This window comes from Cupriavidus sp. 21MJTG02-4 (assembly GCF_057798975.1).
In genome coordinates this window covers 1-25,677 of sequence record NZ_JBYOJP010000011.1, presented here as the reverse complement: position 1 = coordinate 25,677, position 25,677 = coordinate 1, and the positions used below count along the sequence as shown (strand labels likewise).

Genomic DNA, 25,677 nt, shown 5'->3' with positions numbered 1-25,677 from the left:
AAGCTACAGTCGCATCAATGATGGGCGGAAAAAGCCACGCTCGCATGAAAGATTTGCGCGGCTCGCACGAAAGACTTTCTTCAACACCAAAATGTCGATGCCACCAAGTCCTGCCATTGTTTCTTCCACCGCGCGTGCGGCCTCGGCGATACTGGTCAGATCGGCGGATACCGGGACCACGTTCTTGGCAAATTCGCCGTGGCCTTCGGCCAGCTTGGCGCAGGCCTTCGCCAAGTTTTCGGCGCTGCGCGAAACGATGGCCACGCGCGCGCCCTCACGCAGAAAGCCGGCCGCGCAAGCGAGGCCGATGCCGCGGCTGCCACCGGTGATGAGCACCCGTTGATTGCGGAGTTCGAGATCCATGATGGTGTGTCTTGGCTGGTGGGGAGCGCGGGCGTCGTTCGATAAATGGCGAATCCCCATGTGTGGTGGGCCGGTTGCAACGCCGGTGACAGGGGGCATCATAGCGCGCGTGTTGGTGCCCACCACAGTTTCACGATGGTGAAATAACCCGTCGACCAGCTAATTTTTAGTGCCCCAAGCCGATCCGATGCCGCTCCTGCGTGGCTTCATGCCGCGCATCCTCTTCGCTGTGCAGGTAGCCGCTCGTCGTCGACAGCGAGCTGTGCCCGAAGTTGTCGCGCACAAAGCGCAGGTCGACCTGCTGGTCGGTCATGTGCGAGCCGGCGGTGTGCCGCAGCCAGTGCGCCGAGGCGCTGGCCAGCACCGCGGCCTGCGCTTCCCACTCGGGCCCGCGCGCCCGCAGGCGTTCCGCGGCCATGCCGAATACCTCTTTCAGGATCAGGTGCAGCGCCCCGCGTGACAGGGCCTTGTCGCGGCCCGTCTCGCGGCCGATGACCGGCAGCACCAGCGGGCGTGTCTCCCCGGGCTGCGGCGTCGCCGGCAGTCCGTTGGCGCGGCGGTAGCGCGCCAGTTCGGCGATCAGCTCGTCGGTGGCCGGTACCAGCCGGGTCTGGTTGCCTTTGCCGGTCACCTCCAGCCACCAGCGCTCGATGCCCTGGGCATCGCGCCGGCAGAAGAAAGCGCCCATGGTAGTGGCTGTCAATTCGGACGCACGCAAGCCACCCAGATAGAGCACGGTCAGTACCCACCGGCAGCGCGCCGCATGGAGGCGCTCGCGCTCGGTGACGGTTGGCATCGCCTCGACGGTCGTAGAGCTGGCCCCCGGCAACTCTTCTGACAAGAGCGGCAACGCTTGGCCGAGCTCAAGTCATGCTTCTCGGGGGCCTTCAGAAGATTTCAAAGAGGCCTGCCGCACCCATGCCACCGGCGATGCACATAGTCACGACGCCCCATTTGGCCTTGCGCCGGCGGCCCTCCAGCAGGATGTGCCCCGCCAGCCGGGCACCCGTCATGCCAAATGGGTGTCCGAGCGAAATGGCGCCACCGTTAACGTTCAGGCGCTCTGTCGGAATGCCGAGCTTCCGCTGGCAGTAGACGGCTTGGGAGGCGAAGGCCTCGTTAAGCTCCCAAAGGTCAATGTCCTCGACCTTGAGGCAAAAACGTTCCAACAGCTTTGGTACCGCGAAGACCGGGCCGATGCCCATCTCGTCGGGCTCACAGCCGGCCACGGCCAGCCCACGGAAGGCACCGAGCGCCTGCAGGCCCAGGCGTTCGGCTTCCTTCGCCTCCATCAGCACGCAAGCGCTGGCACCATCGGAAAGCTGCGAAGCATTACCGGCGGTGACGAATTTTCCCGTTCCCTTCACTGGTGCCAGCTTGGCCAGCGACTCGTACGTGGTGCCGGGACGGTTGCAGGTGTCATGGTCGACCGTCACCTCACGCAGGCTGACCTGACCGCTCTCCTTGTCGGTCTGAGGGGCCTGCCAATCAGCAGTAGCATCGCGGAGTCTGCGGTGAACCAAGTCGTGAGCCATCGCATGGCTAAGAAGCGACAGATGCGCTGGACGGACCAAGGAGCGCATTGCCTGGTGCAGGTCAGGGTCGCGGTTTTGAACCGAGAACTCTCACCCAACCGCATCTCGGCGCTCGAGCTTGCTGCCTCGCGTCACAGCCAATCCATTGGGCCAGCATCGTCGAACTGGCATCGCCCCCTGAACAGAATTAACCGTGACGCCCTCACCGCAAGGCAGGGTGCCTGACGAATTTCGCCTCCCCAACATTTGCACGCTCTCGTTCACGTCCTCCAACCGCTTCAGCCTCCAATGTCCTTCATCGAAAGGCGGCGAGGCGACAATTATCCTGACACGGAGGAGAAAGTAGTCAGAAGTGGTGCGTTATGCACGCGATTGGGGCGCGGCCATCCGTTAGCAGCGTAACGCTGTTTTGTTTGACAAGGTGGAAACGTACACATACTCTTGTCATACGTACAACAAATTGTCACAGGGGGCGTAAAAATGGGGTGGACCTCAAGGGGGCGGCATTCGTTTCAAGAACTCCCAACGCAAGAACGTCGTTTCAGCAGTCAAAGCCCTCGATATGAATGGCGACCTCACATCAATAAGACGATCTTTGAGTTCTGCGTCTGGCGTGATAGCGCTTGAGCGCTACTCGATACTTTCCCCAACCATTAAATGGCATAAGCCTTAAGGAGCCCACTATGAAACGACGTTCCCTTCTCCAGATTGCCTGCGCTGTAGCTGTGTGCAGCGCGGCCACCGCCTTGGCGCAGCCCGGCACTCGACCTTACCCGACAAGACCTATCCGTTGGATCGTGCCATTTGCCGCTGGAGGCGGTATGGACGTAATTGTGCGATTGCTCGCGAAGGAGTTGGAACCGGAACTCGGACAATCCATTGTTGTCGACAACAGGCCCGGTGCATCGACCATTGTGGGAGCCAAGGCCCTCATGGCCTCGCCACCGGACGGCTACACGTGGATGGCGGCCAACATGGACACCCTCGCCGCTAATCCCTATCTCTATAAGAACCTTCCATATGATGTAAACAAGGACTTTGAGTTCGCCGGACTCTACGTGCGTTATCCGATGATCCTTGTCTCAAACAAGAATTTCGGGCCGGAAGGTGCTGTGGCCCTACTTAGCAGTCTGCGCACAGCGAAGGAACTTAACTACGCCAGCTTTGGCGTGGGGACCATGTCACACCTCGGTATGGAGTTACTGTCTAAGCAGCTCGGCGTCTCAATGACACACGTCGCATACAAGGGATCAGCGCCTGCGCTACAGGGTCTCCTGTCGGGCGAGGTTTCGCTCATGCTGATGGATTTAACGACAGCTCTGCCCCAGGTCAAAGCAGGCTATATCAAGGCGTACGCTATGACAACGAAGGAGCGGAGCCCGATGTTGCCGGATCTGCCCACTCTACAGGAGGCAGGTGTCAAAGGTTTCGATCTCTATACCTGGGCAGGGGTCATCTTGCCGAAAGGCGTCGAACCGAGCATCCTCGGCCGCATTGCCACAGCCCTGCAGAAAGCCACAAACAAGCCAGAGTTCAAAAAACAGGTGCTGGAGCGCGGCGCTGAGCCATTAAGCGGTTCGCCTGTTCGTTTCAAGACCCTTGTCGACCAAGATGCCGCGCGACTTCGCCGCGTCATTGACGACAACAAGATCGTGCTTGATTGACCCTGCGCCAAGCAACCTGCCAGCGCGTTGCAAAGTGTGCCTTCCATCATGATCGAGCGCAAAGTGCGGACAAGCTGGCACCCGAAAAACGCGCAATTTCATCACGCGGACGATGTGAATTGAGGCTCCCCGAGATTCCGCCTTCCAGTAGGTCGTTCATCGATTCATTTACAGCACTTAGTTAATGGCCCAATCCGCACCTTCCATTCGCGACTCCGGATCCAAGCCGCACAGCGCCCACTGGGGCGTCTTCTTTGCCCGCTGGGCGGACGGCCAACTGATGGTGCAGCCGCACCCAGGCGATCCGGACCCCAATCTTTTGATCGGCAATTTTACCAATGCGCTGCGCCATCAGGTGCGCGTGACCACGCCGATGGTGCGGCGTGGTTGGCTAAAGGACGGTCCGGGCCCCGACGATCGGCGCGGAAACGATCCCTTCGTACCGATGGCATGGGACGAAGTGCTGGACCGGATCGCATCCGAACTGCAGCGCGTGACGGCGGCGCATGGGTCGGAGGCGGTACTTGGTGGCTCCTACGGCTGGTCGAGTGCGGGTCGATTCCATCACGCCCAAAGCCAGGTGCACCGATTCCTCAATATGGCTATCGGCGGCTACGTGCGCTCCGTCAACAGCTACAGCGCCGGTGCATCGGCCGTGATCCTGCCTCACATCCTCTGCAGTATGGAGGACGTAGCGCGGCGCAACGTGACGTGGGAGCAGATTGTCGAACACAGCGACGTGGTCCTGGCGTTTGGCGGTATGGCGCTGAAAAACTCGCAAGTGGCGAGCGGCGGGATCAGCCAGCACATCGAGCGGGATTCGATGCGCCGGGCCGCGAGGCGAGGCTGCCGCTTTGTATGCGTCAGTCCGCTGCGCACCGACATGCCCGCCGAGGCGCAGGCGGAGTGGCTTCCGGTCCGGCCCGGAACCGATACCGCACTGATGCTCGGACTGGTCTATGAACTGGTGCGGCGAGACCTGCACGATCAGCCGTTCCTTGCTCGCTTCTGCGAAGGCTGGGAAACGTTCGAGGCCTACCTGATGGGACACTGCGACGGCGCGCCAAAGACGGCGGCTTGGGCGGCAGACATCTGTGGCCTGTCCGAACAGGTCATCGTCGAGTTGGCGATTTCGTTGGCCGGCAAGCGCGTGCTGGTCGTGGTGGCTCATTCGCTGCAGCGCGCCGAATACGGCGAGCAGCCGGTCTGGATGGGTGCCGTGCTGGCCGCGGTACTCGGCCAGATTGGCGTACCAGGCGGTGGCTACAACTACGCGCTGGGGGCACTACGGCAAGCGGATGAACGCGGTGCCGGTGGCAGCATTGTCACAGGGTACCAATAGCGTCAAAGACCTCATTCCGGTCGCGCGCATCGCCGACATGCTGCTACATCCGGGCGAGCCGTTCGACTATAACGGTCAGCGTCGCAGCTATCCACATATCCGGCTGGCCTACTGGGCCGGCGGCAATCCGTTCCACCACCATCAGGACCTATACCGACTGCGTCAGGCGTTCCGGAGGCTCGACACCTTCATCGTTCACGAGATCGGCTGGACTGCCACCGCGCGACATGCCGATATTGTGCTGCCTTGCACAATGACGATGGAACGGGAAGATATCGGCGCCGCGCTAACCGACCCGTTGATGGTTGCCATGCACCGCATCGCCGAGCCCTACGGCTTGGCCCGCGACGACTACGATATTTTCACCGACCTCGCCGAGCGCCTCGGCAAACGAGAGGCATTCACCGAAGGCCGCACCAGCGTCGAGTGGCTGCGCCACCTTTACGAGCGCACGCGCAATGCCCTCGCCGAGAAAGCGCTAGAGGCGCCAGACTTTGACTGCTTCTGGGCGCGAGGTGAATTGACCTTGCCACAGCAAGCGGACGACGGCGGCATTCTGCGAGCGTTCCGCGATGACCCTGAGGGCCATCCGCTGCCCACGCCGAGCGGCAAGATCCAGATCAGTTCGTCCACGATCGGCGGATTCGGGTATGCCGACTGCCCGCAGCATCCAACGTGGCTGGCCCCGTCCGACGGCCCGAGCGCGGCACACCCGCTTACATTGATCTCGAGCCAGCCTGCCACGCGGTTGCACAGCCAGCTCGATTTCGGAGCACACAGCGTGAGCAGCAAGCGCAATGGCCGCGAGGTCTGCTGCCTCAATCCGGTCGATGCGGCCGCGCGTGGCATTGCAGAAGGGGACCTCGTGCGGCTATACAATGGGCGCGGTGCCTGCCTGGCGAGCGCGACATTGTCCGCTGACGTGATGCCTGGCATCGTTCAGTTGCCGACAGGGGCGTGGTTCGACCCAGCCACCGATGCCCAAAACCGCGAACTGTGCGCCCACGGCAATCCGAATGTGCTGACGCGCGACAAGGGCACGTCGTCACTGGCACAAGGCTGCACCGGACAACTGACTGCGGTGAACGTAGAGCGCTTTGACGAGACGCCGCCGCCAATGCGCGCATTCGACCCGCCTTCGAGTGACTCGTGAACCGCTCTATTAAACGCCTCGGTGCGAGCGAAAGCTTCCAACTGCCGATACACGTCCCGCGTGACCGACGGCATCTTCGATCCGAACCTGATTCCCAAGCACGCGCGGCGCTTCACCGGGTTCGATGACAAGATCATCACAAAGTATGCCCGGGACATGACGGTGGAGATCCAGACTTCCTCGCCGAGCGGTATCGCATTGAGGAGTTGCCGGAGTTCGTGAGTTCCGTGACCGATGCAGCGATGGGCACGCGCTGCGGGTCAAGATGAGCGAAGACGGCATAGACGGCGCGGTCCCAGGACGCTCACGACCGCGACTTTTGACCCCAGCCGCTCATGGTGGCTTTGCCACCCGCTCCTCCAAGCCGATGGCGATGGGCATAGCCCTAGCTCTAGTCGGCTTGCTGCGGCGACTAATATCCGATACACGGGGCCGATTCGGCTCTCCCACGTCAAATCGCCGATCCAGCACGTTCTCCTACAACCGGCAGAGCGGGCTTGCTTTCGGTCGTCGGCACGAACATACGCTTCCAGATCCCACGCATCCCGTTTCACGCATCAGCGTACGAGTCCGGCGACCAAGACGCACCCTTGTGCCAGCACTGCTATCCTGCACGCCGGCTGGCTCAGCCCACGTCGCTGGCGGCGAGCGTTGCTCTTGACATGTGTTTCCTACAGACCGATAAGCCTCCTGTTGCAAGGGGGCTACCACAAGGTAGCTGCAAAGAGGGCCAATGCTCCTTTTTAAGAAGGCATTTTCCTCGGGCGGCTGCCGATTCCAATTGCCAGAGATGCTGATGTTCCGCCACCGGCGGGTTACCGGGCAAAGCCCGCAGGCGCATTCCGCGTCGTAGTCCGTCACCCCGCGCCGAGCGGCCGACCCACCAAGCCCCATCAACCGGCAAACATCGCCGATCGATAGTTCTTGGTCTAGCCATCCTTAAACAACGGCACAAGGTCCTTGGACTATGCGACGTTGACGATCGGGCCTGAATAACGGCGATGAAGTGTACCGAAAACTGGTCACTTTCTATCGATCCAGACCGTTTGCGCATTCATGAACTCACGCACGCCGAAGTGCGAGAGTTCTCGGCCGTATCCACTCTTCTTGACGCCACCGATAGGTACCCTTGGATCTGATGCCGAGTAGCCGTTTACGAACACTCCGCCTGTTTCCATGCGCCGCGCAAACGCCTTGGCTCGCATCCGATCTGCGGTCCAAATGGCGCCGCTCAATCCGAACTCGCTTTCGTTGGCCAGGGAAATGGCATGTTCAGCGTCTTTCGCTACGGTGAGTGCAGCAACCGGACCAAATGTCTCCTGAGTGAAGGCAGTCATGCCGGGGCGTACCTCAAGGACTGTCGGTGCGAAAAAATGTCCCGGCCCGTCGAGTTTATGCCCTCCTGTGTGTAGTTTCGCTCCCTCGCTGAGCGATTGTCTGACTTGCATGTCAAGTTCCTCCCGCAGGTCTTCCCGAGCCATGGGACCTAGATAGGTGTCTTCTGCCTCGGGGTCGCCGATCTTTATTGCCGCCACAGCGGCATTGAACTGGCTGATAAAGGACTTTGCAATTGGCTCTTCAAGAATAATCCGCTTCGCTGCGATGCAGACTTGCCCTGCGTTTTGAAACCGGCTAGCAACCGCGGCTGCCACCGCAGCATCGATGTCGGCGTCGGCGAGGACAACGAATGGGTCCGATCCGCCGAGCTCTAGCACCGACTTCTTTAAGGCTGCACCCGCCAGTCCGGCAACTGCGCTCCCTGCTCGAACGCTTCCCGTAAGTGTCACGGCCGCTATTGCTGAATCCTGGATCGCACTACCGACCAGGTCGGGTGTGATGTTGATGACTGTAAATGCGCCACATGGCAGCCCAGCCTGCCGCCAGAGGCGCTCCAGAGCATAGGCGCAGCCCATTACGTTCGGTGCGTGTTTAAGGACATAGGTATTGCCACCAAGAAGGATAGGCACAGCTCCCCGCATGACCTGCCAAAACGGAAAGTTCCACGGCATTATCGCCAAGATCGGTCCAATCGGCAGATATGAGATGTAAGCTTGCTGGCCAATGGATGTTTCGTCGTCGTGCAAAAACTGCAGACCGTGTTCCGCATACCATTCGCAAAGCAATGCACACTTTTCGATCTCGGCACGAGCCTGCGAGATTGGTTTACCCATTTCCCGGCAAATAAGCAGAGAGAGGCTGCCTACCTCCGAACGTAAAGCCGATGCCATCCGGAGGAGAATAGCGACGCGCGCCTCCACCGTTGAAGCGGACCAGGACTGGTAGGCCGCTTGGGCGTCAGTCAGATGTTGCCGAAGCCGAGCGTCCGACTCATATGGATACTCGGCGATCGCTACTCCATTGGCTGGATTGCGGGAGATTGCTGCCAAACAATTCATGGTTATCACTCTGTTGCTTATAAATCGACTAACGGATAGTGCTGAATCCGTCGAAGATGGCTTTGTTGGGAAGCAGGGCACCTTGCGCGAGGATTTTGATGCTCCTTACTTGTTGTATCCCGCAAAGCCGCTTAAGTATAAAAAGTTCCCGCGGCTACGAATGAACCCGGTCGCCTTCCCAAATGGCGTCTAACTCTCTCGAGCACTGAGAGCGTTTCATCTACTCGCCGCATCGCAAGTATCGGCGGACATGAGAGCGGTTTTTGTCAAGACGGCGAGGTCGCGTGCTGCCACTGTGTCGTGAGAGTCTGGTGGCAGGCGTGGGCGGCCTCGTCGCCCTTGACCTTGAGATGAGCTATGAAGAACGACTCGTGTTCTTTCGTCGCCTGGAACTGATGCGGCGTCAGCACGGCCGAAAACACCGGAACCCCTGTATCAAGCTGCACGCGCATCAATCCGTCAATGACGGCGCTCGAAACGAAGTCATGACGATAGATGCCACCATCGACAACTAGCCCGGCTGCGACGATTGCGTCATAGCCGTGCGTTTCGATCAGCCGCTTAGCGGCGAGCGGAATTTCGAATACGCCCGGCACCTCAAAAAAGTCGAGTTGTGCACTTTTGTATCCGAGGGCCTGCATGCTAGAGCGAAACCCGTGCTTGCAGTTGTCGACTATCTCGCGGTGCCAGCAGGCCTGAATGAAGGCGATACGCCTGGGCCGAGGGAGGGCGGTTGATGGGTCAGTTGGGGCTGAAAACGTGTCCATGATTGTACGAAGGCAGTAAGGGTCTCATCAGAAGTGGTGGGTTATGCGCCCATTGGTAGCCGGGCGCTCCGTTGGCCTCGTAACGCTGTTTCGTTTGACAAGGACAGATCGTACACCTATGCTTGTTATACGTTCAACAAAACTTTTGCGCAAGCTGCTTTCCTCTTTTGGCTGATGTGCCTTGGCAGCAAGTGCGACAACGGAGAACTTTGATGGCTGTGCAACAAACAGTAACGGTGGAAATGCTGACCGCCTTTGCGGCGGCATGGAATGCTCACGACGCAGACACACTGATGCGCTTTATGACCGATGACTGCGTATTCGACGCCTCAGCGGGCCCCTATCCGTTCGGACAACGCTTTCAAGGGCGCAACGACGTTCGACATGCCTATGAAGCTATCTGGCGAACATTCCCCGATGCGCAATGGAACAACGCGAAGCACTTCGTCAATGGCGACCGAGGAGTGTCGTTTTGGACCTTCACTGGGACCAAGAAGGACGGAACGCGAGTTGAAGCAAATGGCTGCGATCTATTCCAATTTGAAGGAGGCCGAATTCGTGTCAAGGACTCCTATCGGAAGAACGTCGTTTCAGCATAAGTCGAAGCCCTCGATATGAATGACGACCTCGCCTATTGCTCAGCCGCTGAGCTGGTTCGTGCCTACGGCGCGAAGACCCTCTCGCCGGTCGAAGTAACGCGCCACCTCCTCAGACGAATCGAGGATTTGAATCCGCGTGTTAATGCGGTGTACTGGCTTGAACCGGAACCTGCGCTTGAAGCCGCTCAGGCGTCAGAGGCGCGCTGGATGCGCGGTGCCCCTCTGAGTGCGCTCGACGGAGTGCCTACCACAGTCAAGGATGCACTTCTTACCGAAGGTATGCCGAGCTATCGGGGCTCGGCGGTGACACAGGACGAAGGAGTTGTCGCAAGCTTCGACGCGCCAGCGGTAGCGCGCCTACGAGAAAGCGGCGTGGTACTGCTAGGCAAGAATGCGATGTGCGACTACGGAATTATCGCTGGCAGTGTGAGTTCCCGCTTTGGGGTGACGCGCAATCCGTGGAATTTGTCAAAGTCGGCGGGCGCGTCGAGTTCAGGCGCAGGCGCAGCTGTCGCGGCGGGCTTTCATCCCATAGCGCTTGGCACCGACATTGTCGGTTCGATCCGCATACCAGCTTCGTTTTGTGGACTGGTTGGCTTGAAGCCGTCGTATGGGCGGGTGCCATTCTATCCACCAGTCAGCCCGGCGCTCGCCGTCGGGCCGATGGCGCGAAACACCGAGGATGTCGCGTTGATGCTCGATTGTGTGGCGCGCCCTGATACTCGCGATTTCACAGCGTTGCCTCCGGCGAAGAGTCCATACTCGACGAGACTACACGAGCTTCCGAAAAGACCACGCGTAAGATTAATTCGCGAACTTGGATTCGGCTTGACGCCAGACGCGAACGTGATTGAGTGCGTTACCCAGGCGGCAAAGCGACTAGAACAGGCAGGCGTTTCGGTCGAAGAGGGTAGGGTTACCTTTCCATCGCAGCTGCTTGACGCAGCCGAAGACTTCTATCGGGCACGCTGCTTTTCGGAGTTGAACAAGGCCGATTCGGAGCGCCAGCAAAAGTCCCAACTGCTGTACCGCTGGACTCGGGCGACAAAGAGCCAGTCAGCGGAATCGGTGATGGACGCGATGCAAGCTCTGCTGACGTTGCGCGAGAAAGCGATGGAGCTAATTCACGGTTTTGATTTTGTGATTCTTCCAACGTTTCCTACCGGCCCATTTTCGGCCGAGCTTGCGGCACCGGACGAAACAAGGATTTTTGATCCGTGGTGCAACACATTCTTGTTCAATCTTACGGAGCAGCCCGCGATTTCTGTGCCGTGCGGAAGAACAGCGGATGGCTTGCCAGTCGGTATGCAAATTGTTGGACGTCGATATGACGATCTTGGTGTTTTGCAACTCGCGTGGTTACACGAACGAATTACAGGGCGTACCAGGACATGGCCGGCACTCTGAGATGGGGCCTTAGGAAGTAGCAGCAGGTGTGAAGGAGACTTAAGATGAGTAACGAGTACCAAGGGAAAAGCAGCATGCAAGACGAGTTCCGTGCATGCTTTCAGCGACACATGACTACTGTCACGATTGTGACATCGCAGCACAACGGCGTCAGGGCTGGGCTCGCAGCTACAGCAGTTTGTTCGCTTAGCGACTCGCCACCATCTATGCTGATCTCTATCAACCGTAACGCACGCGCATGTGAACTCATCAGGGCGAGTAAGGCGTTCTCGGTAAATATGCTTTCCGACGAACAGCTTGATGTCGCTAAAGTGTTCTCACGTTCGGCGAAAAGTGTGGAGGAAGCGGAACAGAAATTTCTTGATGGTGGCCATTGGCGCGAGTGTGATGACCTGCCATGGCTAGCCGACGCACTGGCAAACGTATCGTGCCGCGTGATCCAGGAAATCGACGTGGCGTCGCATACCGTCTTCATCGGAGAAGTAAGCGATCTCCGGCTCCTGTCCGACGGGAATCCATTGCTCTACGGCTTCCGCGAATTTCATTTAAAGGGAACGCCGTTGAGCAAGGAGATTGGAAAATCCATCGCACGATGAAAAGGCGTCGTAGATTCAAAGGCAATGTTATTACAAGAGACTATGGATACTAATCTCGGACCCGAGGGGCGCTTTGTGGCGTACCTCCAGCAGGGCAGATTCATGCTGCAACGCCATAGGCAGACGGGAAAGTGCTTGTTCTACCCGCGTGTGCTTCACGTCGAAGGTCACATCGATGACTTCGATTGGATTGAGGCGTCGGGAGACGGCGTGATCTATTCCTGCACTCGTGTATTTCGTCCGCCCGAGCGTGGAGGCAACTACATGATGGCGCTGATCGATCTCGCTGAAGGGCCGCGCATGCTGTCTCGCATCGTGGATGACGACGCGCAATGCGCGAAGATCGGTATGCGAGTCAAAGCGAGCATCATGCCGAATAACTGGTCTTCAGTGGACGCGGGAACGCCCGCCGTGGTTTTTCATGTTCTCGCTGAGAAGGAGAACGTGGCATGACTAAATCATTGCGAGGAAAAACAGCGATCGCGGGCGTTGGTACTTCGCGGCTCGGCAAAGTTCCCGGCTGGAACCCGATGGAATTGATGGCTGAGGCAACTTCCGCTGCGTTGAAAGATGCTGGACTCACCCTTAGCGATATCGACGGCGTATGTGCGAGCACACTGTATCACTTCCTGCCGTCACTTTCCGTTGCCGAGTATTTGGGCATTCGGCCAAAGTGGTCTAGCGCAGATTCGGTGGGAGGCTCGTCCTTCATGTCGCACGTTCTGCAAGCTGCATTAGCAATCGAAGCGGGGCTTTGCGAAACTGTGCTAATCGCGTATGGCAGCAACGCTCGGTCGAGCGGCGATCTCAATGGCTTGATCGAGACACCGCGTTTCGAAGCACTGTATGACCTGCCGGTACCCATGGCCGGTTACGCGATGGCGGCCGCCAGGCACATGTATCAGTACGGGACGACGCGTGAGCAGCTCGCAGAAGTCGCCGTGGCGGCACGACGCTGGGCACAGCGCAATCCCGAAGCGACGATGCGCGCCGAGTTATCGATTGAAACCGTGGTCAGTGCTCCAACACTGTGCGATCCTCTGAGCCGATATGATTGCTGTCTGGTGTCTGACGGCGGGGCCGCCCTGATTCTAACGTCGGCCGCGCGAGCTCGTGGTCTTCGGCAGAAACCGGCATACGTGCTTGGGATTGCCGGTGCTCACTGGCATCGCGAGATTTCGCAGATGCCAGACTTGACTGTGACCGCCGCAGCAGAAAGCGGTGCGCGAGCCTACGCTATGGCTGGCGTCACAGCGAGTGACATTGACGTAGTAGAGCTATACGACGCATTCACGATCAACACGCTGCTATTCCTCGAAGACCTTGGCTTCTGCAAAAAGGGCGAAGGGGGCGCGTTTGTCGCAAACGGACGTATCGGGCCAGGCGGCGAACTGCCGGTCAACACGAACGGTGGAGGATTGTCTTGTGTTCACCCCGGCATGTATGGGCTCTTCTGTCTGGTGGAGGCTGCGAGACAAATCCGCGGTGACGCGGATGGGCGCCAGATTAGTAATACAAATCTGGCTGTCGCGCACGGCAATGGTGGCACATTGTCGCATCAGTGCACGACAATTCTCGGCTCAGAAGCGACGCTATGAGAAAGAATATCGAAGTCAATCGATTGAAAAGGTAATGGGGCGATCCACTACACAAATGTTTAAACGGAGATCACAATGAAATTCACTTTGCTCGTCATTCCTTTCATGCGCCAGCGGGGCGAAACTGTTGCTCTGGCGGGCCGCGATCCGGCTCGCTTCCAGCAGATGATGGATAAGGTTCGGGATCAAATGGTATTTGCCGAGTCGCTCGGATACGACGGCTTCTGCATGACGGAACATCACATGCAGGTTGAGGGTGTGGAGGCGACAACCAATCCCCTCATGTGGAATCTGTACGTGGCTCAGCACACAAAGAAGATGCGAGTCGGTCAGCTTGGGATGAACCTCACGGCTATGAATCCCATCAAGGTCGCCGAAGACATTGCAATGCTTGATCAAATGACAGGGGGCCGCGCATTTGCCGGATTTTCCCGCGGCAACACCGCACGTTGGACGGCGACGATGGGCCAGCATCTGAATATCCTGTCGGCCGAATCGGATCGCTCGGAAGCCGACCAGCGCAACCGTCGTGCGCTGTATGAAAACTGGAAACTCGTGAAGTCGCTATGGACGGACGATCTTACTTCGTTTGACGGAGAGTTCTGGAAGGTGCCGAAGCCGGTACCCTGGGAGTTCAATCCGACCAAGGATTGGGGCGGTGACGCGGTCGACGAAAACGGCATTCTGCGTAAGGTCGGCATTACCCCCCGTCCGCTACAGACCCCACATCCTCCGGTATATGCCCCGTTCAGCTACTCCGTTGAGACCGCACGCTTTTGGGGAGCGGAAGGCGCGAAGATGGTCTCTTTCGTGCATCCGGACAAGGAAGAGTTCATGCCGATTGTGCTCGACGCATGCCTGAAGGCAGCGCACGAAGCAGGGCGGGACAGTAAGCCGAGCGACGTGCTGGCTATCGGCGGGCACCTGCTAATGGGGCGCAATGAGGCAGAGGAGCGCATGCTGCGCGAGGGCTTCGACGAACTGTTCAATTATGCGTACGATGCGCCGCCGTATCATGTGCCGATGGGCCGGTTGTGGGCTGGTTCGCCGCAGAAGGTGCTCGACGAAGTCATGGGCTTGCACGAGAAGTATGGAGTAGACGAGTTCTTTGTCTGGCATCACATTAACTACTTCGGCGACGACCTGGAGCGTGGTGCGCTACAGGCATTCGCTGATGCGGTTATCTCCAAGGTCGGCGACCGCTAAAGCGTTACCTGCGCCGTTCTTGAACATCAAGGTTCTGAAGCAGAAGACGGCGCAGCATACTAGAAATCGGGTAAGACAATTACAGAAGGAAGACGTCCATGAATACGTTTGGACAGGTTGTAAATCGCCATGCTCGCTCGCGAGGAACCGCACCAGCTTACGCAGATAGCCGACGTAGCGTCACGTGGCGCCAATTTGATTACAGCACTGACGCACTCGGTTCTTGCATGCGTGAACTTGGGGTATCGCCTGGCGATAGGGTCGGCATCGTCTCGCCCGATTGCGTCGAAGTTGCCGAGGTTTTCATCGCATGCGCAAAGATCGGCGCTGTGCGCGTTGGATTAAATGGAAGGCTTGCGCCGCGGGAGATCGCTCAACTCATTGAAGACTCGGAACCGTCAATTCTCTTCGTTCATTCGCGTTATGCGGCATTGATCAACGACGCTTTCCGAGAAACGGAGCGTCGGCCGGCTGTGATCGGAATGCAAGACGGTCACGGCTTCGAGCTCGACTACTTTGAGCAGATTGCAAGATTCGATAGGACTGAGCCCTTGCTTCAAACGCCGAGCGATGATCTCATGATCTGCTACACAACGGGATCGACCGGCTTGCCAAAGGGCGCTATCTACCGGCATGAGGCGATGCTGCGCTCGATCCAAGCTGTAGCGCTTGCCGAGGGCGCAAATCACGATGACGTTTGGTTGCACGCAATGCCCGCTAGCGGGGTGCCGATTATGCATATGGTACGTAACCTTGTGCATGGCTCCAAGACGGTCATACTTGGCGATTGGGATCCGGAGGCAGCCTTGTCGCTAATTGAACGCGAAAAGACGACAATCACGGTGCTCGTACCGACCATGCTGGCGTCGCTAGTCACGTCGGGGCTTGCGCCACGCTATAACCTTACCTCGATGCGGCAGTGGGGCTATGGCGCATCGCCACTCCCACCGGCAATGGTACGCGAAGCTGCCAAAGTGCTTGGCGGAGATCTTCTACAAATGTACGGTACCACCGAGCTGATGGGCATGTCGATGATGCTTTATCCGTCCGAGCATCGTCGCGGGATGAGCGAACATCCTGAATGGCTGTCGTCGGCAGGGAGGGCTCTGCCATATGTTGATGTGCGTGTTGTTGATGAAAACATGCAGGACGTCGCGCTGGGCGATGTTGGCGAGCTACTACTGCGCACAGAATTCGTAACCCCCGGATACTGGAAGGCTCCGGACAAGTACGCCGAAGCAGTCAAGGACGGTTGGTTGTGCACCGGCGATATGGCTCGTCAGGACGACGATGGCTTCCTCTATCTGAGCGACCGCGCCAAGTTTCGGATCAAGACTGGCGGGTACAACGTCTTTCCTACGGAGATCGAGAATGTGATCGCCGAACACGATGCTATTAGCGAAGTTTGCGTTGTCGGCTTGCCCGATGAGAAGTGGGGAGAGAGGATTCACGCGGTCGTTGCTCTGCGTCCCGGTCACCATCTTACGCCTGAAGAAATTCGAGATTTTTGCGCGGGAAAAATTGCGAATTTTAAGATTCCGAAAACCGTGGAGATCTGGAACGAAATTCCAAAAGGATCTACTGGAAAAATACAGAAGCGTGCAGTGATCGATTATTACCGGTAATCCGCAGAACCACTTCGATCTAAAATTGTTACTTTATTGTAACTTCCGTCCTCTCTAGGAGACAATCCATGGACGAGCAGAAACTGGAGGCAGTATGGCTCCACCCGGACTTTAGAAGGTTGGTCCAGAAGAAGACCCGCCTCGCATGGTCTCTGACCGCGGTAGTGCTCACAGCATACTTCGCCTTCATCCTGTTCCTTGCTTTTTCCCCCGGGACTCTCGCGCTTCCCATCGGAGCAAGCACGATCACGGTCGGCATTCCTGTGGCAGTTGGCTTCATCGTGCTTTCCTTCGTACTGACAGCTGTCTACGTGTGCAAGGCAAATGGTGATATTGAGGCGATCATCGAAAAGCTGAAGGTGTGTCACGCATGAAAATAGCTCCAATCTTTCTAGGCGCGTTTGTTGCGACAACGACGCATCCTGCGTTCGCGGCTGGCACTCTTCAAGGCCCGGTGACGGCCCGCCCGCTCAATGTAGTAGCGATCACAATGTTCGTCGCGTTCGTGCTGCTCACGCTGTGTATCACGGCTTGGGCGGCAAAGCGAACTCGTTCGGCGTCGGACTTCTACGCGGCAGGGGGAGGCTTGACCGGATTCCAGAATGGTCTCGCGATTGCGGGGGACATGGTTTCCGCAGCTTCCTTCCTCGGTATTTCCGCTGTCATTTTTGACCTGGGCTACGATGGAATGATGTACGCGCTCGGGATTGTTGCGGGCTGGCCGGTCATACTTTTTCTGATCGCTGAACGCTTGCGCAACCTAGGTAAGTACACGTTTGCAGATGTCGTCTCCTACCGCCTCTCGCAAAGGCCGGTCCGTATTGTTGCGGCATGCGGCACACTGACGGTCGCGATCATGTATCTCGTCGCACAGATGGTGGGTGCTGGCAAACTGATCCAACTCCTTTTCGGCACGAGCTATTTCTCTGCGGTTATGGTGGTGGGGTGCCTTATGGTGCTCTATGTGACGTTTGGTGGAATGCTCGCCACCACTTGGGTGCAAATCATCAAGGCCGTCCTACTCCTTGCTGGCGCAACGTTCATGGCGGTCATGGTGCTTGCGCATTTTGGCTTCGATCTGGAAGTCCTATTCGCCAGCGCCGTCAACGTGCATGCGAAAGGTAAGTCCATCATGTCACCCGGCGGGCTAGTGTCAAATCCCGTCGATGCTGTGTCGCTTGGTGTCGGCATGATGTTCGGAACGGCCGGACTGCCGCACATTCTCATGCGCTTCTTCACCGTTGCTGACGCGAAAGAGGCACGGAAATCCGTCGTCTACGCGACGGGCTTTATTGGCTACTTTTACCTGCTGATCCTAATACTGGGCTTCGGAGCAATTGTCATCGTGGGCACCAATGCAGATTTCCACGATGGTAGCAAGATCATTGGTGGCAGCAACATGGTGATGGTCCACTTGGCAGGCGCGGTGGGTGGAAACCTGTTCCTCGGCTTCATCTCGGCAGTGGCGTTTGCGACCGTCCTCGCTGTCGTGGCGGGACTTGCTCTGTCCGGTGCGTCGGCAGTCTCACATGACCTCTATGCGGTCGTACTGCGCCAAGGTAAGGCAACAGGAACACAGGAAATTCGCGTGTCGCGTATCGCCACTCTCGTGATTGGTGTGCTAGCCATTCTGCTTGGCCTAATCTTCGAGAACCAAAATATCGCGTTCCTGTCCGGTCTCGTCCTAGCAATCGCGGCCTCGGCTAACTTCCCGGTATTGTTCCTTTCTATGTTTTGGAAGGGGCTCACGACACGTGGTGCCGTTGCGGGATCCCTCTGCGGCTTAATGTCGGCGGTTGTCCTTCTAGTACTCGGACCTACGGTCTGGGTGGGGATTCTTAAGCATGGAAGCCCTATCTTTCCCTACTCGAATCCAGCTCTGTTCTCCATGACACTAGCTTTCGCGAGCGCCTGGTTGTGCTCAGTTCTGGATTCTTCAGCGCAGGCGAAGCGCGAGCAGCTACTCTTCACAGGGCAATTCATCCGGTCGATGACCGGCATTGGATCAGCAGGAGCTACTACCAAGCATTGAGTTTTGGGAGGGTTTCGGATGCTGGCCGCACGACTGAAGGGTCGTGCGGCGGTTTTGCCTAGGGTCTGTTCACAATTGAACTAATGGTCCGAAGGCACAGGCAAGCGATGCGAAGACGAGATAGCTGTCAGCTCGCTTGTCATACCGAGTGGAGACACGGCGAAAATGCTTGATGCGGTTGAAAAAGCGTTCGACCAGATTGCGAGTGCGATACAGGGCCCGGCTGTAGCGTCGCTTGCTGATCCGGTTCGAGCGTGGCGGAATGACTGCCTTGGCCCCTGCGGCTCGAATCGCCTGCACGAAGGCGTTGGCGTCGTAGCCCTTGTCCGCGATGACTACTTGTGCGCGCAGGCCCTCGATCAACTCAGTTGCACACGTGATGTCAGCAGCCTGACCTTCGGTGAGAATCAGCCGCAGCGGCCGGCCAATGGCGTCGATCGCCAGATGCAGCTTGGTACTCAGTCCGCCGCGCGAACGTCCGATCGCTTGCGGGCCACTTTTTTTAACGCGCCCGCCGAATGTTGGTGCGCTCTCACGATGGTCGAATCGATCAAGATGTGTTCGATCTCCCCCTCGCCGGCCACCGCGTGTGCGACTCGCTGCCAGACGCCATTGCGCCGCCATCGCGCGAAGCGCATGTACACGGTGTGCCAGCGGCCGAACTCCGCGGGAAGATCGCGCCATGGACTGCCCGTGCGGCCGATCCATAGCACCGCTTCGAAAAACCAGCGATTGTCGGCAGCCGTTCTTCCGCGATCGCCTTCCTTGCCAGGCAGGATGTCCTTGATCTTGTTCCATACATCGTCGCTCAACAGCGTCCGGACCATCTTGCCTCGCTCGCACAAAAGGCAAGATGTAAACACATCTGCTCAAATGTAAACAAGCCCTAGTACTACAGCCGTAGTTCCTTAAGGTAGAATTTCGTCACCAAAAATAATTCATAGACGAGATGGCTTCGAAGGCAAGGCAGTGGCAGCGAGAATTGGAGAGTGCCCACAGTCGACTCGAAACCCTATTCAAGCGGCCAGAACCAAGAGCGCGATCGTTGGCGTATCTGAAGGGGTTGCTGAGCAGCGTGGAACGAAAGAATGGGTGGCAGTTGGCGGAGTTCATTGGAGAAGCGACGCCAGATGGCGTGCAGCATCTGCTTGAGCGGGCTCAATGGGATGCCGATGAAGCCAGAGAGGTTCTACGTGAATATGTAATTGAGCATATTGGCGATCGAGACGCCGTGTTGATCGTTGATGAAACCGGCTTTATCAAGAAGGGGCAGCATTCGGCCGGGGTGAAGCGACAGTACAGCGGCACTGCCGGCCGAATTGAGAACAGTCAGATTGGGGTATTCCTGAATTACGCGGGTCATGGAGGCTCGGCGTTTATCGACCGGGAGTTGTATCTTCCTCAGGAATGGGCAGAGGATTCAGCACGCAGGCGGGCCGCAGGAATTCCGGCATCGGTTGAGTTTGCAACCAAGCCGCAAATTGCACGGCGCATGATCGAACGTGCCTTGGATGCTGGCCTGCCGTGTAGTTGGGTGACCGGGGACGCTGTCTACGGGGGAGATCGTCGCCTGCGGGTATGGCTGGAATCCCGTGATCAGGCGTTTGTACTTGCGGTGGCAAAAGATGAACCGCTTTGGTGGCAAGGGCCCACGTACGTACGTGCCGACGCCATTGCTCAGGCGCAGCCGCCCCGAGCCTGGAAGCGATTGTCTGCAGGTCAAGGGGCCAAAGGTGAGCGCTTGTATGACTGGGCACTTGTACCCTTGTGGCGCTTGCAGATGACCGCCGAGGAAAAGCGCTGGGGCCATTACCTATTGGTTCGGCGTTCGCTTGACGAAACGCCTGAGCACGCCTATTACGTCGTGTATGCCCCGCGCCGAAAGGCAACGCGGCAGACTTTGGTTCAGGTTGCGGGCCGACGATGGGAAATAGAAATCGGATTCGAGGCCGCCAAGGGGGAATGCGGCCTGGACCACTATGAAGTGCGTAAATGGCACGGATGGTATAGACACATCACCCTATCGCTGCTGGCTCACGCGGTTCTTGTGGTGCTTCGGACCAAGGTCAAAAAAAACTCCTGAGGACATGATCCCGCTGAGCGTGCCCGAGTTGCGCCGTCTGCTGTCAAGACTGCTATGGCATGGTGTCCATTCGATTCAGCATATCTTGGACTGGTCAGCATGGCGGCGTAGGCATCAGCTTCGTGCTCAGCTCTGCCACTATAGAAGGCGCGGGTGTCTCCAGTCCCTTTGCAATCTACGGCTGTAGTACTAGGGCGTTTTTTGGTTCTTATATGAACGCGCCGCGTTTTGTCAGATTGGGGTTACCCCGTTTCATCGGACAGATTCGCATTCGAATTTTACGTCGATGGGTTTTCTCCCCATCGACAAGGGCGAGACGGTGCTCGAGCCGGACTGGTCCGCAATCCGTTGCCTGGCAAAACCAGACGCGGCCAAACGCATCCAGGCAGTCACCATCGACATGACGACCGCATACGAGCTGGGGATTCGGGAACATTGCCCGCAAGCCGAGGTGGTCTACTAGCTGTTCCACGACGTGGCTAGGCGCGGGCGCGAGGTCATCGACCGGGTTCGCGTCGATCAAGCCAACTGCCTGTGGCACGACCTCACAGCCAGCCGGGTGCTCAAGTCCAAGCGCTGGCTACTGCTGCGGAACCGGCTGAATTTGAGCACGCCTCAGGCGGTGCAACAGGATGAGGTGCTGCACACCAATCAGCCGTTGATGACCGTCTACATCCTGCGAGACGAACCCAAGCGGTTGTGGATCTACCGCCGACCGGGATGGGCGCAGAAAGCCTGGAAGCAGCGGTGCACACAGGCACGGCAAAGCCGCATTCCAGCCGAACTGATCGCCCAGCGCCTGAACGCCTACTGGCACGGCATCGTTGCCCGCTGCCGGCACCCGTTGAATACGAGCGTGGTCGAGGGAATCAACAAGGCAATCAAGGTCATCAAGCGCCATGCTTTACGGCTACGCGATGAGGAATACTTCTTCCTCAAAATCCGGGCGGGCGGCCCCGGAATTCCTCGTTGAGTCCATTTTTTGGGGTAGCGCGACTGGGTGCCGTCGGGATTCTCGGCGGCGGGCAGCGAACCGCGCGTTACGAGCGGAAATGCGAGCGGCGCTGACTCGAGTGGTCGTGAAGCCGTCGACCCATGTGATAGTATTGATTATTCGATGAATAGGCCGCGAGGTCGCGGATCTTTAGTCATGGCAGTCAAATCCGGCGAAAACATACGGCAGAGAAATTCGGAATTGCGCAAGCGCGAACTGATCAACGCTGCCATTCAGTCGATCTCTGAAATCGGCTATAACGAAGTAACTGTCGGCACGATCTGCGAGGTAGCTGGTATGTCACGTGGCATGATCCGGCACTACTTCAAGGGTAAGGACGCACTATTGCTTGAGGCGGTCAAGTACGTCGCCGCTGAAATTGCTGCGGCCACTCGCGCGGCATCTTCAGCTGCTGGCGACGATGCTGTGAAGCGTTTGTATGCAACGGTTCACGCGAGTTTTAGTACCCCGGCACTGACTGAAAGAAACGCATGCGTGTGGGTCGCACTCGCTGGCAACGCACGGTGGTCGCCAGAACTCTCTACCCTCTATCGAGAGTTATGGGGAGGCTACCGTCAAGCGCTAGCGCGACTTTTTGAGCGAGCGGCGAAAGAGCGCGCCATCGACCTCGATTCAACACTTGCGGCAATAACTTTCACAAATCTACTGGAGGGACTATGGGTCGGATGGGCCGCCGATTCCGCGGAGATCAGCCGGCAGCGCGCAGAAGCAGCCTGTGCGACTTATCTTGACGCCATCTTCGGAAAGGAAAATGAGAAGGATGTTTTGTAGTGGCCTACACTGTGGCTCTGGGATGAGCTTGAGCTGCGACGCTGCTCCTCTTTTTGCTTTCGTGCAAAATTAGATCGACGTAGTTGTGACAGCATAACTCTGCTTGGCGCGAGTTAATGCTGGTGCAATCTGCTGCTATGCCGACCCACAGGCCTTCTACTAGTTGAGAGAAGGCTAAGGCGACATCCGGTGCATTGATCGCAATTCCCCGCGCTTGGGCCGCGCGGGAGAATAATCGACTTACGCCGCTGCGATAGTCGATCCAAATCTGGCGGTAAATGGCCGCCAGTCGCTCAGACCAGCGCGCCGACGTTGCGAGTGCTACCCAAACGGCAATCTTTTCATCTGTGAGGCCGGGTGGTGTGAAGCTAGCGTGAATCAGCGCGTGCAGCATTTGCGCGGGATCAGGCTTTGCGGCATTTGCTGCATTGCGGATCGCACTCCCCAACTCCACAGCGACTTCCTTTACGGCTTCAAGTAGGAGGTCCTCCTTACTCGAAAAATAGTGGCCAATAAGACCCCGCGAAAAACCGGCCTCAGCGCAAATCGACTCGACTGTCACAGCTGCGTAGCCATTACGTGCGATGTCTCGGATTGCCGCTTCGATGAGATCGCGTCGTCGCTCAGTTGCTACGCGGGATGGGCCTGGCTTGCGTCGCGTTTGAGAAGGTTGGGTCGGCATCCATGGTCTCCACAATGAATCAGGCATATTGTAAGCCAAGGATCCGTATGTATTCCCAAAATCATAAGCGTGCGATGCGTTTCCTGGCGAGGGATGTCGTGCATAACCAATCCTTCCCGTCACAACGAATTCAATGTGGCTGAGACGAGGGCGGGAGTTTCTGCTGATCGGGGCGGATTGTCTTGCGCCGGATCAGCCCTGTCTTTGAAAGGAGGCACCCTTCAAGAGCAGTTCGGATATCGAACTCCGCAATCAACGGGTATTCATCACCGGCGGCAGTTGCGGCATCAGCGAGGGCGCGCGCGTGGCCATCGTTTCGCGCAGCGCCGAAACCTTGACGAAGGCCTGCGCCAAGCAGGCCGAAGGCCACAGGGCGAATTTGCCAAGGACGTGGTCGCGGTACCAGCCGATCTGACCAAGGTCGCCGAGGCTGCACGCGCGGTGGATGAACCGGTGGCAGGACTCGGCGGCATCGACATTTTGGTGACCTCCGCCGGTGTTGAGGATCGAGGATAGTGGGACCAGTGCTCACGTATGCGCGACAGGCTACACGGGCGCTATCCTCTGATTCGTATAGCTATTCCGCGCGCAAGTGCACTTTTCGACAGTTGCTTCAAAGCGACGTCCTGTCTCAGGGTTATAAGACTACGTCGAAGCGGCCAAAATCGCCTAATGTAAGACGAGGAAAAATCCTCCGGGGCCTTCGATGAAAGAGGAGCCCGACACACGCGAACAGAAAGCGGCGAAAATCTTCCGCCCGCTTGGCGAGGCGCCGCTCACGCGCAAGCAGGCACTGCGTGCAGCGCAGCTATTAGGCGTACACCGTTCTTCAGTTTACCGGCTGCGCCGACGCTATCTGGAAGATCCGGTGACTGCGTCACTGGTCCGGTGCCGACCCGGACCACCCCGAGGTCGACACCTGTTATCGGATCAACTAGAGGCAATCGTCCAGGACGTCCTATCCGATTGGCTTCCGCGGCAGAAGCATCTAGCGCATCCCCTCCATGCCATTTGCCGAGAGATCCGCATGCGGTGCAACGCGGCAAGGGCCACGCCACCATCGCGCGCAACGATATCCCGTCGGTGGGTGGAATACCGTGACAAAGAAAGCATGAAGCTTTCGGGCCCAGCGCCGGGCCACTTTGTGGCACGGCACCCTTTGGATATTGTGCAGATCGACCACACACTTGCCGACGTCATGCTGGTCGATGAGGTCTTTCGCCGCACGATCGGCAGACCATGGCTGACTTTGGCAATCGACGTCGCCACACGGTCGGTCGTGGCAATCTATGTCGGCTTCGACCGCCCCAACGCGGCAACTGTGGCTCTGCTTCTCACGCGGATGGTCCTGCCCAAGGCGCCGTGGCTGGCGAGCCGGGACGTCACGGTAGATTGGCCGATGCATGGCGTGCCGAAGGTCTTGCATCTGGACAACGCTGCCGAGTTCAAAAGTAAGGCACTGCGAGCGGGCTGCGTTCAGTACGGAATCGAGCTAATGTATCGCCCACCAGGCCGACCCTACTTCGGGGGACATATAGAAAGACTGAACCGTACCATGATGGAGAAGGTGCACAGTCTGCCAGGCTCGACTGGATCGTCGACGAAAGGACGAAAAGCTCGCAAGCCAGAAGCGGAGGCCGCATTAACCCTCCCAGAGTTCGAGCGATGGTTGATGTATGAAATCGGACAGACCTACCACCACAGCGCCCATCGAGGCCTCGGTGGCGCGACACCATACTCCGCATGGTTGGCGTTGTCTGAAGCATCCAAGCCCCGGCTTCTCCCTGACTCGGCTGCCGAAGAACTTCGCTTCCTCATTCAGTTCCTGCCGATGAGCGGTCGCACCATCCAGGCTGACGGCTTGACGCTGTTCTATCTGCACTATTGGCATCCAATCTTCACCGCCTGGCGGGCAGCTAAACGTCGCGTCGTGGTGCGATACCATCCAGAGGACCTGTCGAGAATCTTCGTCAGTGCCGACGGCAAGGAATACGTTGAGGCAAACTTTGCCGACTTGCGGCGTAGCCGCATCTCCCTGTGGGAGCAAAAGGCAGCACTGAAGTATCTCCGGTCGCAGGGGGAATCCCACGTCACGGAATCTGCGATATTCAACGCGATAGCCGCGCAACGCAGCATCATAGAGGGGGCGACAACGAAGCGGAGATCTGCAGACAGACGCGGAAGGGCAGGGGAGACTTCACCTTTCCCGGCGAGCGGGCGGTCCAGTCAGCAGACGAAATCCCCCGATGCGTCATCGCCCACGCCGGACGTCGACTACAGCAAGCCGGCGCCAATTTATCACGTAGAGCAACTGTGAACAGGCAATGGGTGCTTCCTTGACACACCTTCTGCCGGAGGTTCGTTCTTTAGCCAAGAGCGACGACAAAGTTCGCATTCTCGCCTTGGCTCGCGATCGATGGATCGACTATCCCCGCGCAACCCAGGCATTCGAGCTTTTGGACCGGTTGGTGAAGCTTCCTCCACGGCAGCGTATGCCGTGCGTTCTCTTGTACGGCGAATCGAACATTGGGAAGACCCAGGTCATCGCGAAATTTGAACGGCGCCATCCTCTGGAATACGACGAAATGGCGGGCGTGGAGCGCCGGAAGGTGGTGTCTATGCAGATGCCACCCACGCCTGACCAGATCCGTTTCTACACTTCGCTGCTGTTTGAGCTCGGAGCGCCGTTCAACGCATCAGCGAGGCTAAACGTACTCGAGCATCTGAGTCGCGAGTTGCTGCGGAAAGTTTCGGCGCGCATGCTGGTGGTCGATGAAGTTCATCACCTCTTGTCCGGAAACTATCGCGAGCAGCGCGCCTCACTAAACCTGCTCAAGTTTTTG

Annotated in this window: 19 protein-coding genes and 7 pseudogenes; 19 read left to right on the top strand and 7 right to left on the bottom strand. The window is 58.0% G+C overall.

Annotated features, from left to right (window positions below; genetic code table 11):
• Positions 1–3: 3 nt before the first annotated feature.
• The 3 genes and pseudogenes from AC3FKH_RS21100 to AC3FKH_RS21090 all read right to left on the bottom strand — a co-directional run.
• Positions 4–363: an SDR family NAD(P)-dependent oxidoreductase gene (locus AC3FKH_RS21100; protein ID WP_488677765.1), complete on the bottom strand. Its 360-nt coding sequence runs from the start codon at positions 361–363 to the stop codon at positions 4–6.
• Between the two features lie 166 nt (positions 364–529).
• Positions 530–1,171 (bottom strand): annotated as a pseudogene (locus AC3FKH_RS21095) (tyrosine-type recombinase/integrase); the annotation flags it as partial.
• Positions 1,172–1,250: 79 nt separating this feature from the next.
• Positions 1,251–1,835, bottom strand: a pseudogene (locus AC3FKH_RS21090) (thiolase family protein); the annotation flags it as partial.
• A gap of 746 nt (positions 1,836–2,581) precedes the next feature.
• On the opposite strand from AC3FKH_RS21090, the gene AC3FKH_RS21085 reads away from it, so the two are divergent.
• The 3 genes and pseudogenes from AC3FKH_RS21085 to AC3FKH_RS21075 all read left to right on the top strand — a co-directional run.
• Entirely contained in the window at positions 2,582–3,562 is a 981-nt protein-coding gene (locus AC3FKH_RS21085) for a Bug family tripartite tricarboxylate transporter substrate binding protein (RefSeq protein WP_488677763.1), read from the top strand.
• Between the two features lie 184 nt (positions 3,563–3,746).
• A pseudogene (locus AC3FKH_RS21080) lies at positions 3,747–6,057 on the top strand (molybdopterin guanine dinucleotide-containing S/N-oxide reductase).
• Positions 6,058–6,104: 47 nt separating this feature from the next.
• A pseudogene (locus tag AC3FKH_RS21075) lies at positions 6,105–6,302 on the top strand (transposase); the annotation flags it as partial.
• Positions 6,303–7,079: 777 nt separating this feature from the next.
• Here the strand turns inward: AC3FKH_RS21075 and AC3FKH_RS21070 are convergent.
• Positions 7,080–8,453: an NAD-dependent succinate-semialdehyde dehydrogenase gene (locus AC3FKH_RS21070; RefSeq protein WP_488677935.1), complete on the bottom strand. Its 1,374-nt coding sequence runs from the start codon at positions 8,451–8,453 to the stop codon at positions 7,080–7,082.
• 266 nt (positions 8,454–8,719) lie between these two features.
• Positions 8,720–9,220 carry a 6,7-dimethyl-8-ribityllumazine synthase gene (locus AC3FKH_RS21065; protein WP_488677762.1) on the bottom strand — a complete coding sequence of 167 codons (501 nt, stop codon included), beginning with the start codon at positions 9,218–9,220 and terminating at the stop codon, positions 8,720–8,722.
• Positions 9,221–9,432: 212 nt separating this feature from the next.
• On the opposite strand from AC3FKH_RS21065, the gene AC3FKH_RS21060 reads away from it, so the two are divergent.
• The 9 genes from AC3FKH_RS21060 (at position 9,433) to AC3FKH_RS21020 (ending at position 18,283) form a co-directional block, all read left to right on the top strand.
• Complete coding sequence (locus tag AC3FKH_RS21060; protein ID WP_488677760.1) at positions 9,433–9,819, top strand: nuclear transport factor 2 family protein; 387 nt, start codon at positions 9,433–9,435, stop codon at positions 9,817–9,819.
• A 15-nt stretch (positions 9,820–9,834) separates the two neighbouring features.
• Positions 9,835–11,226 (top strand): amidase, encoded by a 1,392-nt coding sequence (locus AC3FKH_RS21055; protein ID WP_488677758.1) that lies wholly within the window; start codon positions 9,835–9,837, stop codon positions 11,224–11,226.
• Between the two features lie 44 nt (positions 11,227–11,270).
• The gene (locus AC3FKH_RS21050) at positions 11,271–11,822 is read left to right on the top strand and encodes a flavin reductase family protein (RefSeq protein WP_488677757.1); all 552 of its coding nucleotides are present in this window, start codon (positions 11,271–11,273) and stop codon (positions 11,820–11,822) included.
• Positions 11,823–11,864: 42 nt separating this feature from the next.
• Entirely contained in the window at positions 11,865–12,275 is a 411-nt protein-coding gene (locus AC3FKH_RS21045) for a Zn-ribbon domain-containing OB-fold protein (protein WP_488677756.1), read from the top strand.
• On the top strand, positions 12,272–13,420 hold the full coding sequence (locus AC3FKH_RS21040) for an acetyl-CoA acetyltransferase (RefSeq protein WP_488677754.1): 1,149 nt from the start codon (positions 12,272–12,274) through the stop codon (positions 13,418–13,420). Before AC3FKH_RS21045 ends, AC3FKH_RS21040 begins: the two co-directional genes overlap by 4 nt.
• Positions 13,421–13,495: 75 nt before the next feature.
• Positions 13,496–14,626 carry an LLM class flavin-dependent oxidoreductase gene (locus AC3FKH_RS21035; protein WP_488677753.1) on the top strand — a complete coding sequence of 377 codons (1,131 nt, stop codon included), beginning with the start codon at positions 13,496–13,498 and terminating at the stop codon, positions 14,624–14,626.
• Positions 14,627–14,724: 98 nt separating this feature from the next.
• On the top strand, positions 14,725–16,251 hold the full coding sequence (locus AC3FKH_RS21030; protein ID WP_488677752.1) for a class I adenylate-forming enzyme family protein: 1,527 nt from the start codon (positions 14,725–14,727) through the stop codon (positions 16,249–16,251).
• Positions 16,252–16,319: 68 nt separating this feature from the next.
• On the top strand, positions 16,320–16,625 hold the full coding sequence (locus AC3FKH_RS21025; RefSeq protein WP_488677751.1) for a DUF485 domain-containing protein: 306 nt from the start codon (positions 16,320–16,322) through the stop codon (positions 16,623–16,625).
• Entirely contained in the window at positions 16,622–18,283 is a 1,662-nt protein-coding gene (locus tag AC3FKH_RS21020) for a cation acetate symporter (RefSeq protein WP_488677750.1), read from the top strand. Before AC3FKH_RS21025 ends, AC3FKH_RS21020 begins: the two co-directional genes overlap by 4 nt.
• A 69-nt stretch (positions 18,284–18,352) precedes the next feature.
• On the opposite strand, the pseudogene AC3FKH_RS21015 reads toward AC3FKH_RS21020, so the two are convergent.
• A pseudogene (locus AC3FKH_RS21015) lies at positions 18,353–19,110 on the bottom strand (IS5 family transposase).
• A 122-nt stretch (positions 19,111–19,232) separates the two neighbouring features.
• Between AC3FKH_RS21015 and AC3FKH_RS21010 the strand changes: the two are divergent.
• The 3 genes and pseudogenes from AC3FKH_RS21010 to AC3FKH_RS21000 all read left to right on the top strand — a co-directional run bounded on the left by AC3FKH_RS21010 (position 19,233) and on the right by AC3FKH_RS21000 (position 22,152).
• Positions 19,233–20,366: an IS701 family transposase gene (locus AC3FKH_RS21010; protein ID WP_488677749.1), complete on the top strand. Its 1,134-nt coding sequence runs from the start codon at positions 19,233–19,235 to the stop codon at positions 20,364–20,366.
• Positions 20,367–20,736: 370 nt separating this feature from the next.
• Positions 20,737–21,339, top strand: a pseudogene (locus AC3FKH_RS21005) (ISL3 family transposase); the annotation flags it as partial.
• Between the two features lie 177 nt (positions 21,340–21,516).
• Positions 21,517–22,152, top strand: coding sequence for a TetR family transcriptional regulator C-terminal domain-containing protein (locus AC3FKH_RS21000; protein ID WP_488677748.1), 636 nt, complete (start codon positions 21,517–21,519; stop codon positions 22,150–22,152).
• 4 nt (positions 22,153–22,156) lie between these two features.
• On the opposite strand, the gene AC3FKH_RS20995 is transcribed toward AC3FKH_RS21000, so the two are convergent.
• Positions 22,157–22,834 carry a TetR family transcriptional regulator gene (locus AC3FKH_RS20995; protein ID WP_488677747.1) on the bottom strand — a complete coding sequence of 226 codons (678 nt, stop codon included), beginning with the start codon at positions 22,832–22,834 and terminating at the stop codon, positions 22,157–22,159.
• Positions 22,835–23,038: 204 nt separating this feature from the next.
• Here AC3FKH_RS20995 and AC3FKH_RS20990 point away from each other — a divergent pair, with 204 nt between their 5' ends.
• The 4 genes and pseudogenes from AC3FKH_RS20990 to AC3FKH_RS20975 form a co-directional block, all read left to right on the top strand.
• Entirely contained in the window at positions 23,039–23,350 is a 312-nt protein-coding gene (locus AC3FKH_RS20990) for a hypothetical protein (RefSeq protein ID WP_488677746.1), read from the top strand.
• Positions 23,351–23,540: 190 nt separating this feature from the next.
• Positions 23,541–23,765: pseudogene (locus tag AC3FKH_RS20985) on the top strand (helix-turn-helix domain-containing protein); the annotation flags it as partial.
• Positions 23,766–23,921: 156 nt separating this feature from the next.
• The gene (locus tag AC3FKH_RS20980; protein WP_488677934.1) at positions 23,922–25,151 is read left to right on the top strand and encodes a transposase; all 1,230 of its coding nucleotides are present in this window, start codon (positions 23,922–23,924) and stop codon (positions 25,149–25,151) included.
• A 7-nt stretch (positions 25,152–25,158) separates the two neighbouring features.
• Positions 25,159–25,677, top strand: a 519-nt coding sequence (locus AC3FKH_RS20975) for a TniB family NTP-binding protein (protein ID WP_488677745.1), incomplete at its 3' end; no start/stop codon positions are given.

Bases quoted from the DNA above. Each gene is read 5' to 3' on its own strand.
- AC3FKH_RS21035 (WP_488677753.1), top strand. From the start codon at position 13,496: ATGAAATTCACTTTGCTCGTCATTCCTTTCATGCGCCAGCGGGGCGAA.
- AC3FKH_RS21025 (WP_488677751.1), top strand. From the start codon at position 16,320: ATGGACGAGCAGAAACTGGAGGCAGTATGGCTCCACCCGGACTTTAGA.
- AC3FKH_RS21050 (WP_488677757.1), top strand. From the start codon at position 11,271: ATGAGTAACGAGTACCAAGGGAAAAGCAGCATGCAAGACGAGTTCCGT.
- AC3FKH_RS21070 (WP_488677935.1), bottom strand. From the start codon at position 8,453: ATGAATTGTTTGGCAGCAATCTCCCGCAATCCAGCCAATGGAGTAGCG.
- AC3FKH_RS21055 (WP_488677758.1), top strand. From the start codon at position 9,835: ATGAATGACGACCTCGCCTATTGCTCAGCCGCTGAGCTGGTTCGTGCC.
- AC3FKH_RS21060 (WP_488677760.1), top strand. From the start codon at position 9,433: ATGGCTGTGCAACAAACAGTAACGGTGGAAATGCTGACCGCCTTTGCG.
- AC3FKH_RS21085 (WP_488677763.1), top strand. From the start codon at position 2,582: ATGAAACGACGTTCCCTTCTCCAGATTGCCTGCGCTGTAGCTGTGTGC.
- AC3FKH_RS21045 (WP_488677756.1), top strand. From the start codon at position 11,865: ATGGATACTAATCTCGGACCCGAGGGGCGCTTTGTGGCGTACCTCCAG.
- AC3FKH_RS20995 (WP_488677747.1), bottom strand. From the start codon at position 22,834: ATGCCGACCCAACCTTCTCAAACGCGACGCAAGCCAGGCCCATCCCGC.
- AC3FKH_RS21030 (WP_488677752.1), top strand. From the start codon at position 14,725: ATGAATACGTTTGGACAGGTTGTAAATCGCCATGCTCGCTCGCGAGGA.
- AC3FKH_RS21020 (WP_488677750.1), top strand. From the start codon at position 16,622: ATGAAAATAGCTCCAATCTTTCTAGGCGCGTTTGTTGCGACAACGACG.
- AC3FKH_RS21040 (WP_488677754.1), top strand. From the start codon at position 12,272: ATGACTAAATCATTGCGAGGAAAAACAGCGATCGCGGGCGTTGGTACT.
- AC3FKH_RS21065 (WP_488677762.1), bottom strand. From the start codon at position 9,220: ATGGACACGTTTTCAGCCCCAACTGACCCATCAACCGCCCTCCCTCGG.
- AC3FKH_RS21010 (WP_488677749.1), top strand. From the start codon at position 19,233: ATGGCTTCGAAGGCAAGGCAGTGGCAGCGAGAATTGGAGAGTGCCCAC.
- AC3FKH_RS21000 (WP_488677748.1), top strand. From the start codon at position 21,517: ATGGCAGTCAAATCCGGCGAAAACATACGGCAGAGAAATTCGGAATTG.
- AC3FKH_RS21100 (WP_488677765.1), bottom strand. From the start codon at position 363: ATGGATCTCGAACTCCGCAATCAACGGGTGCTCATCACCGGTGGCAGC.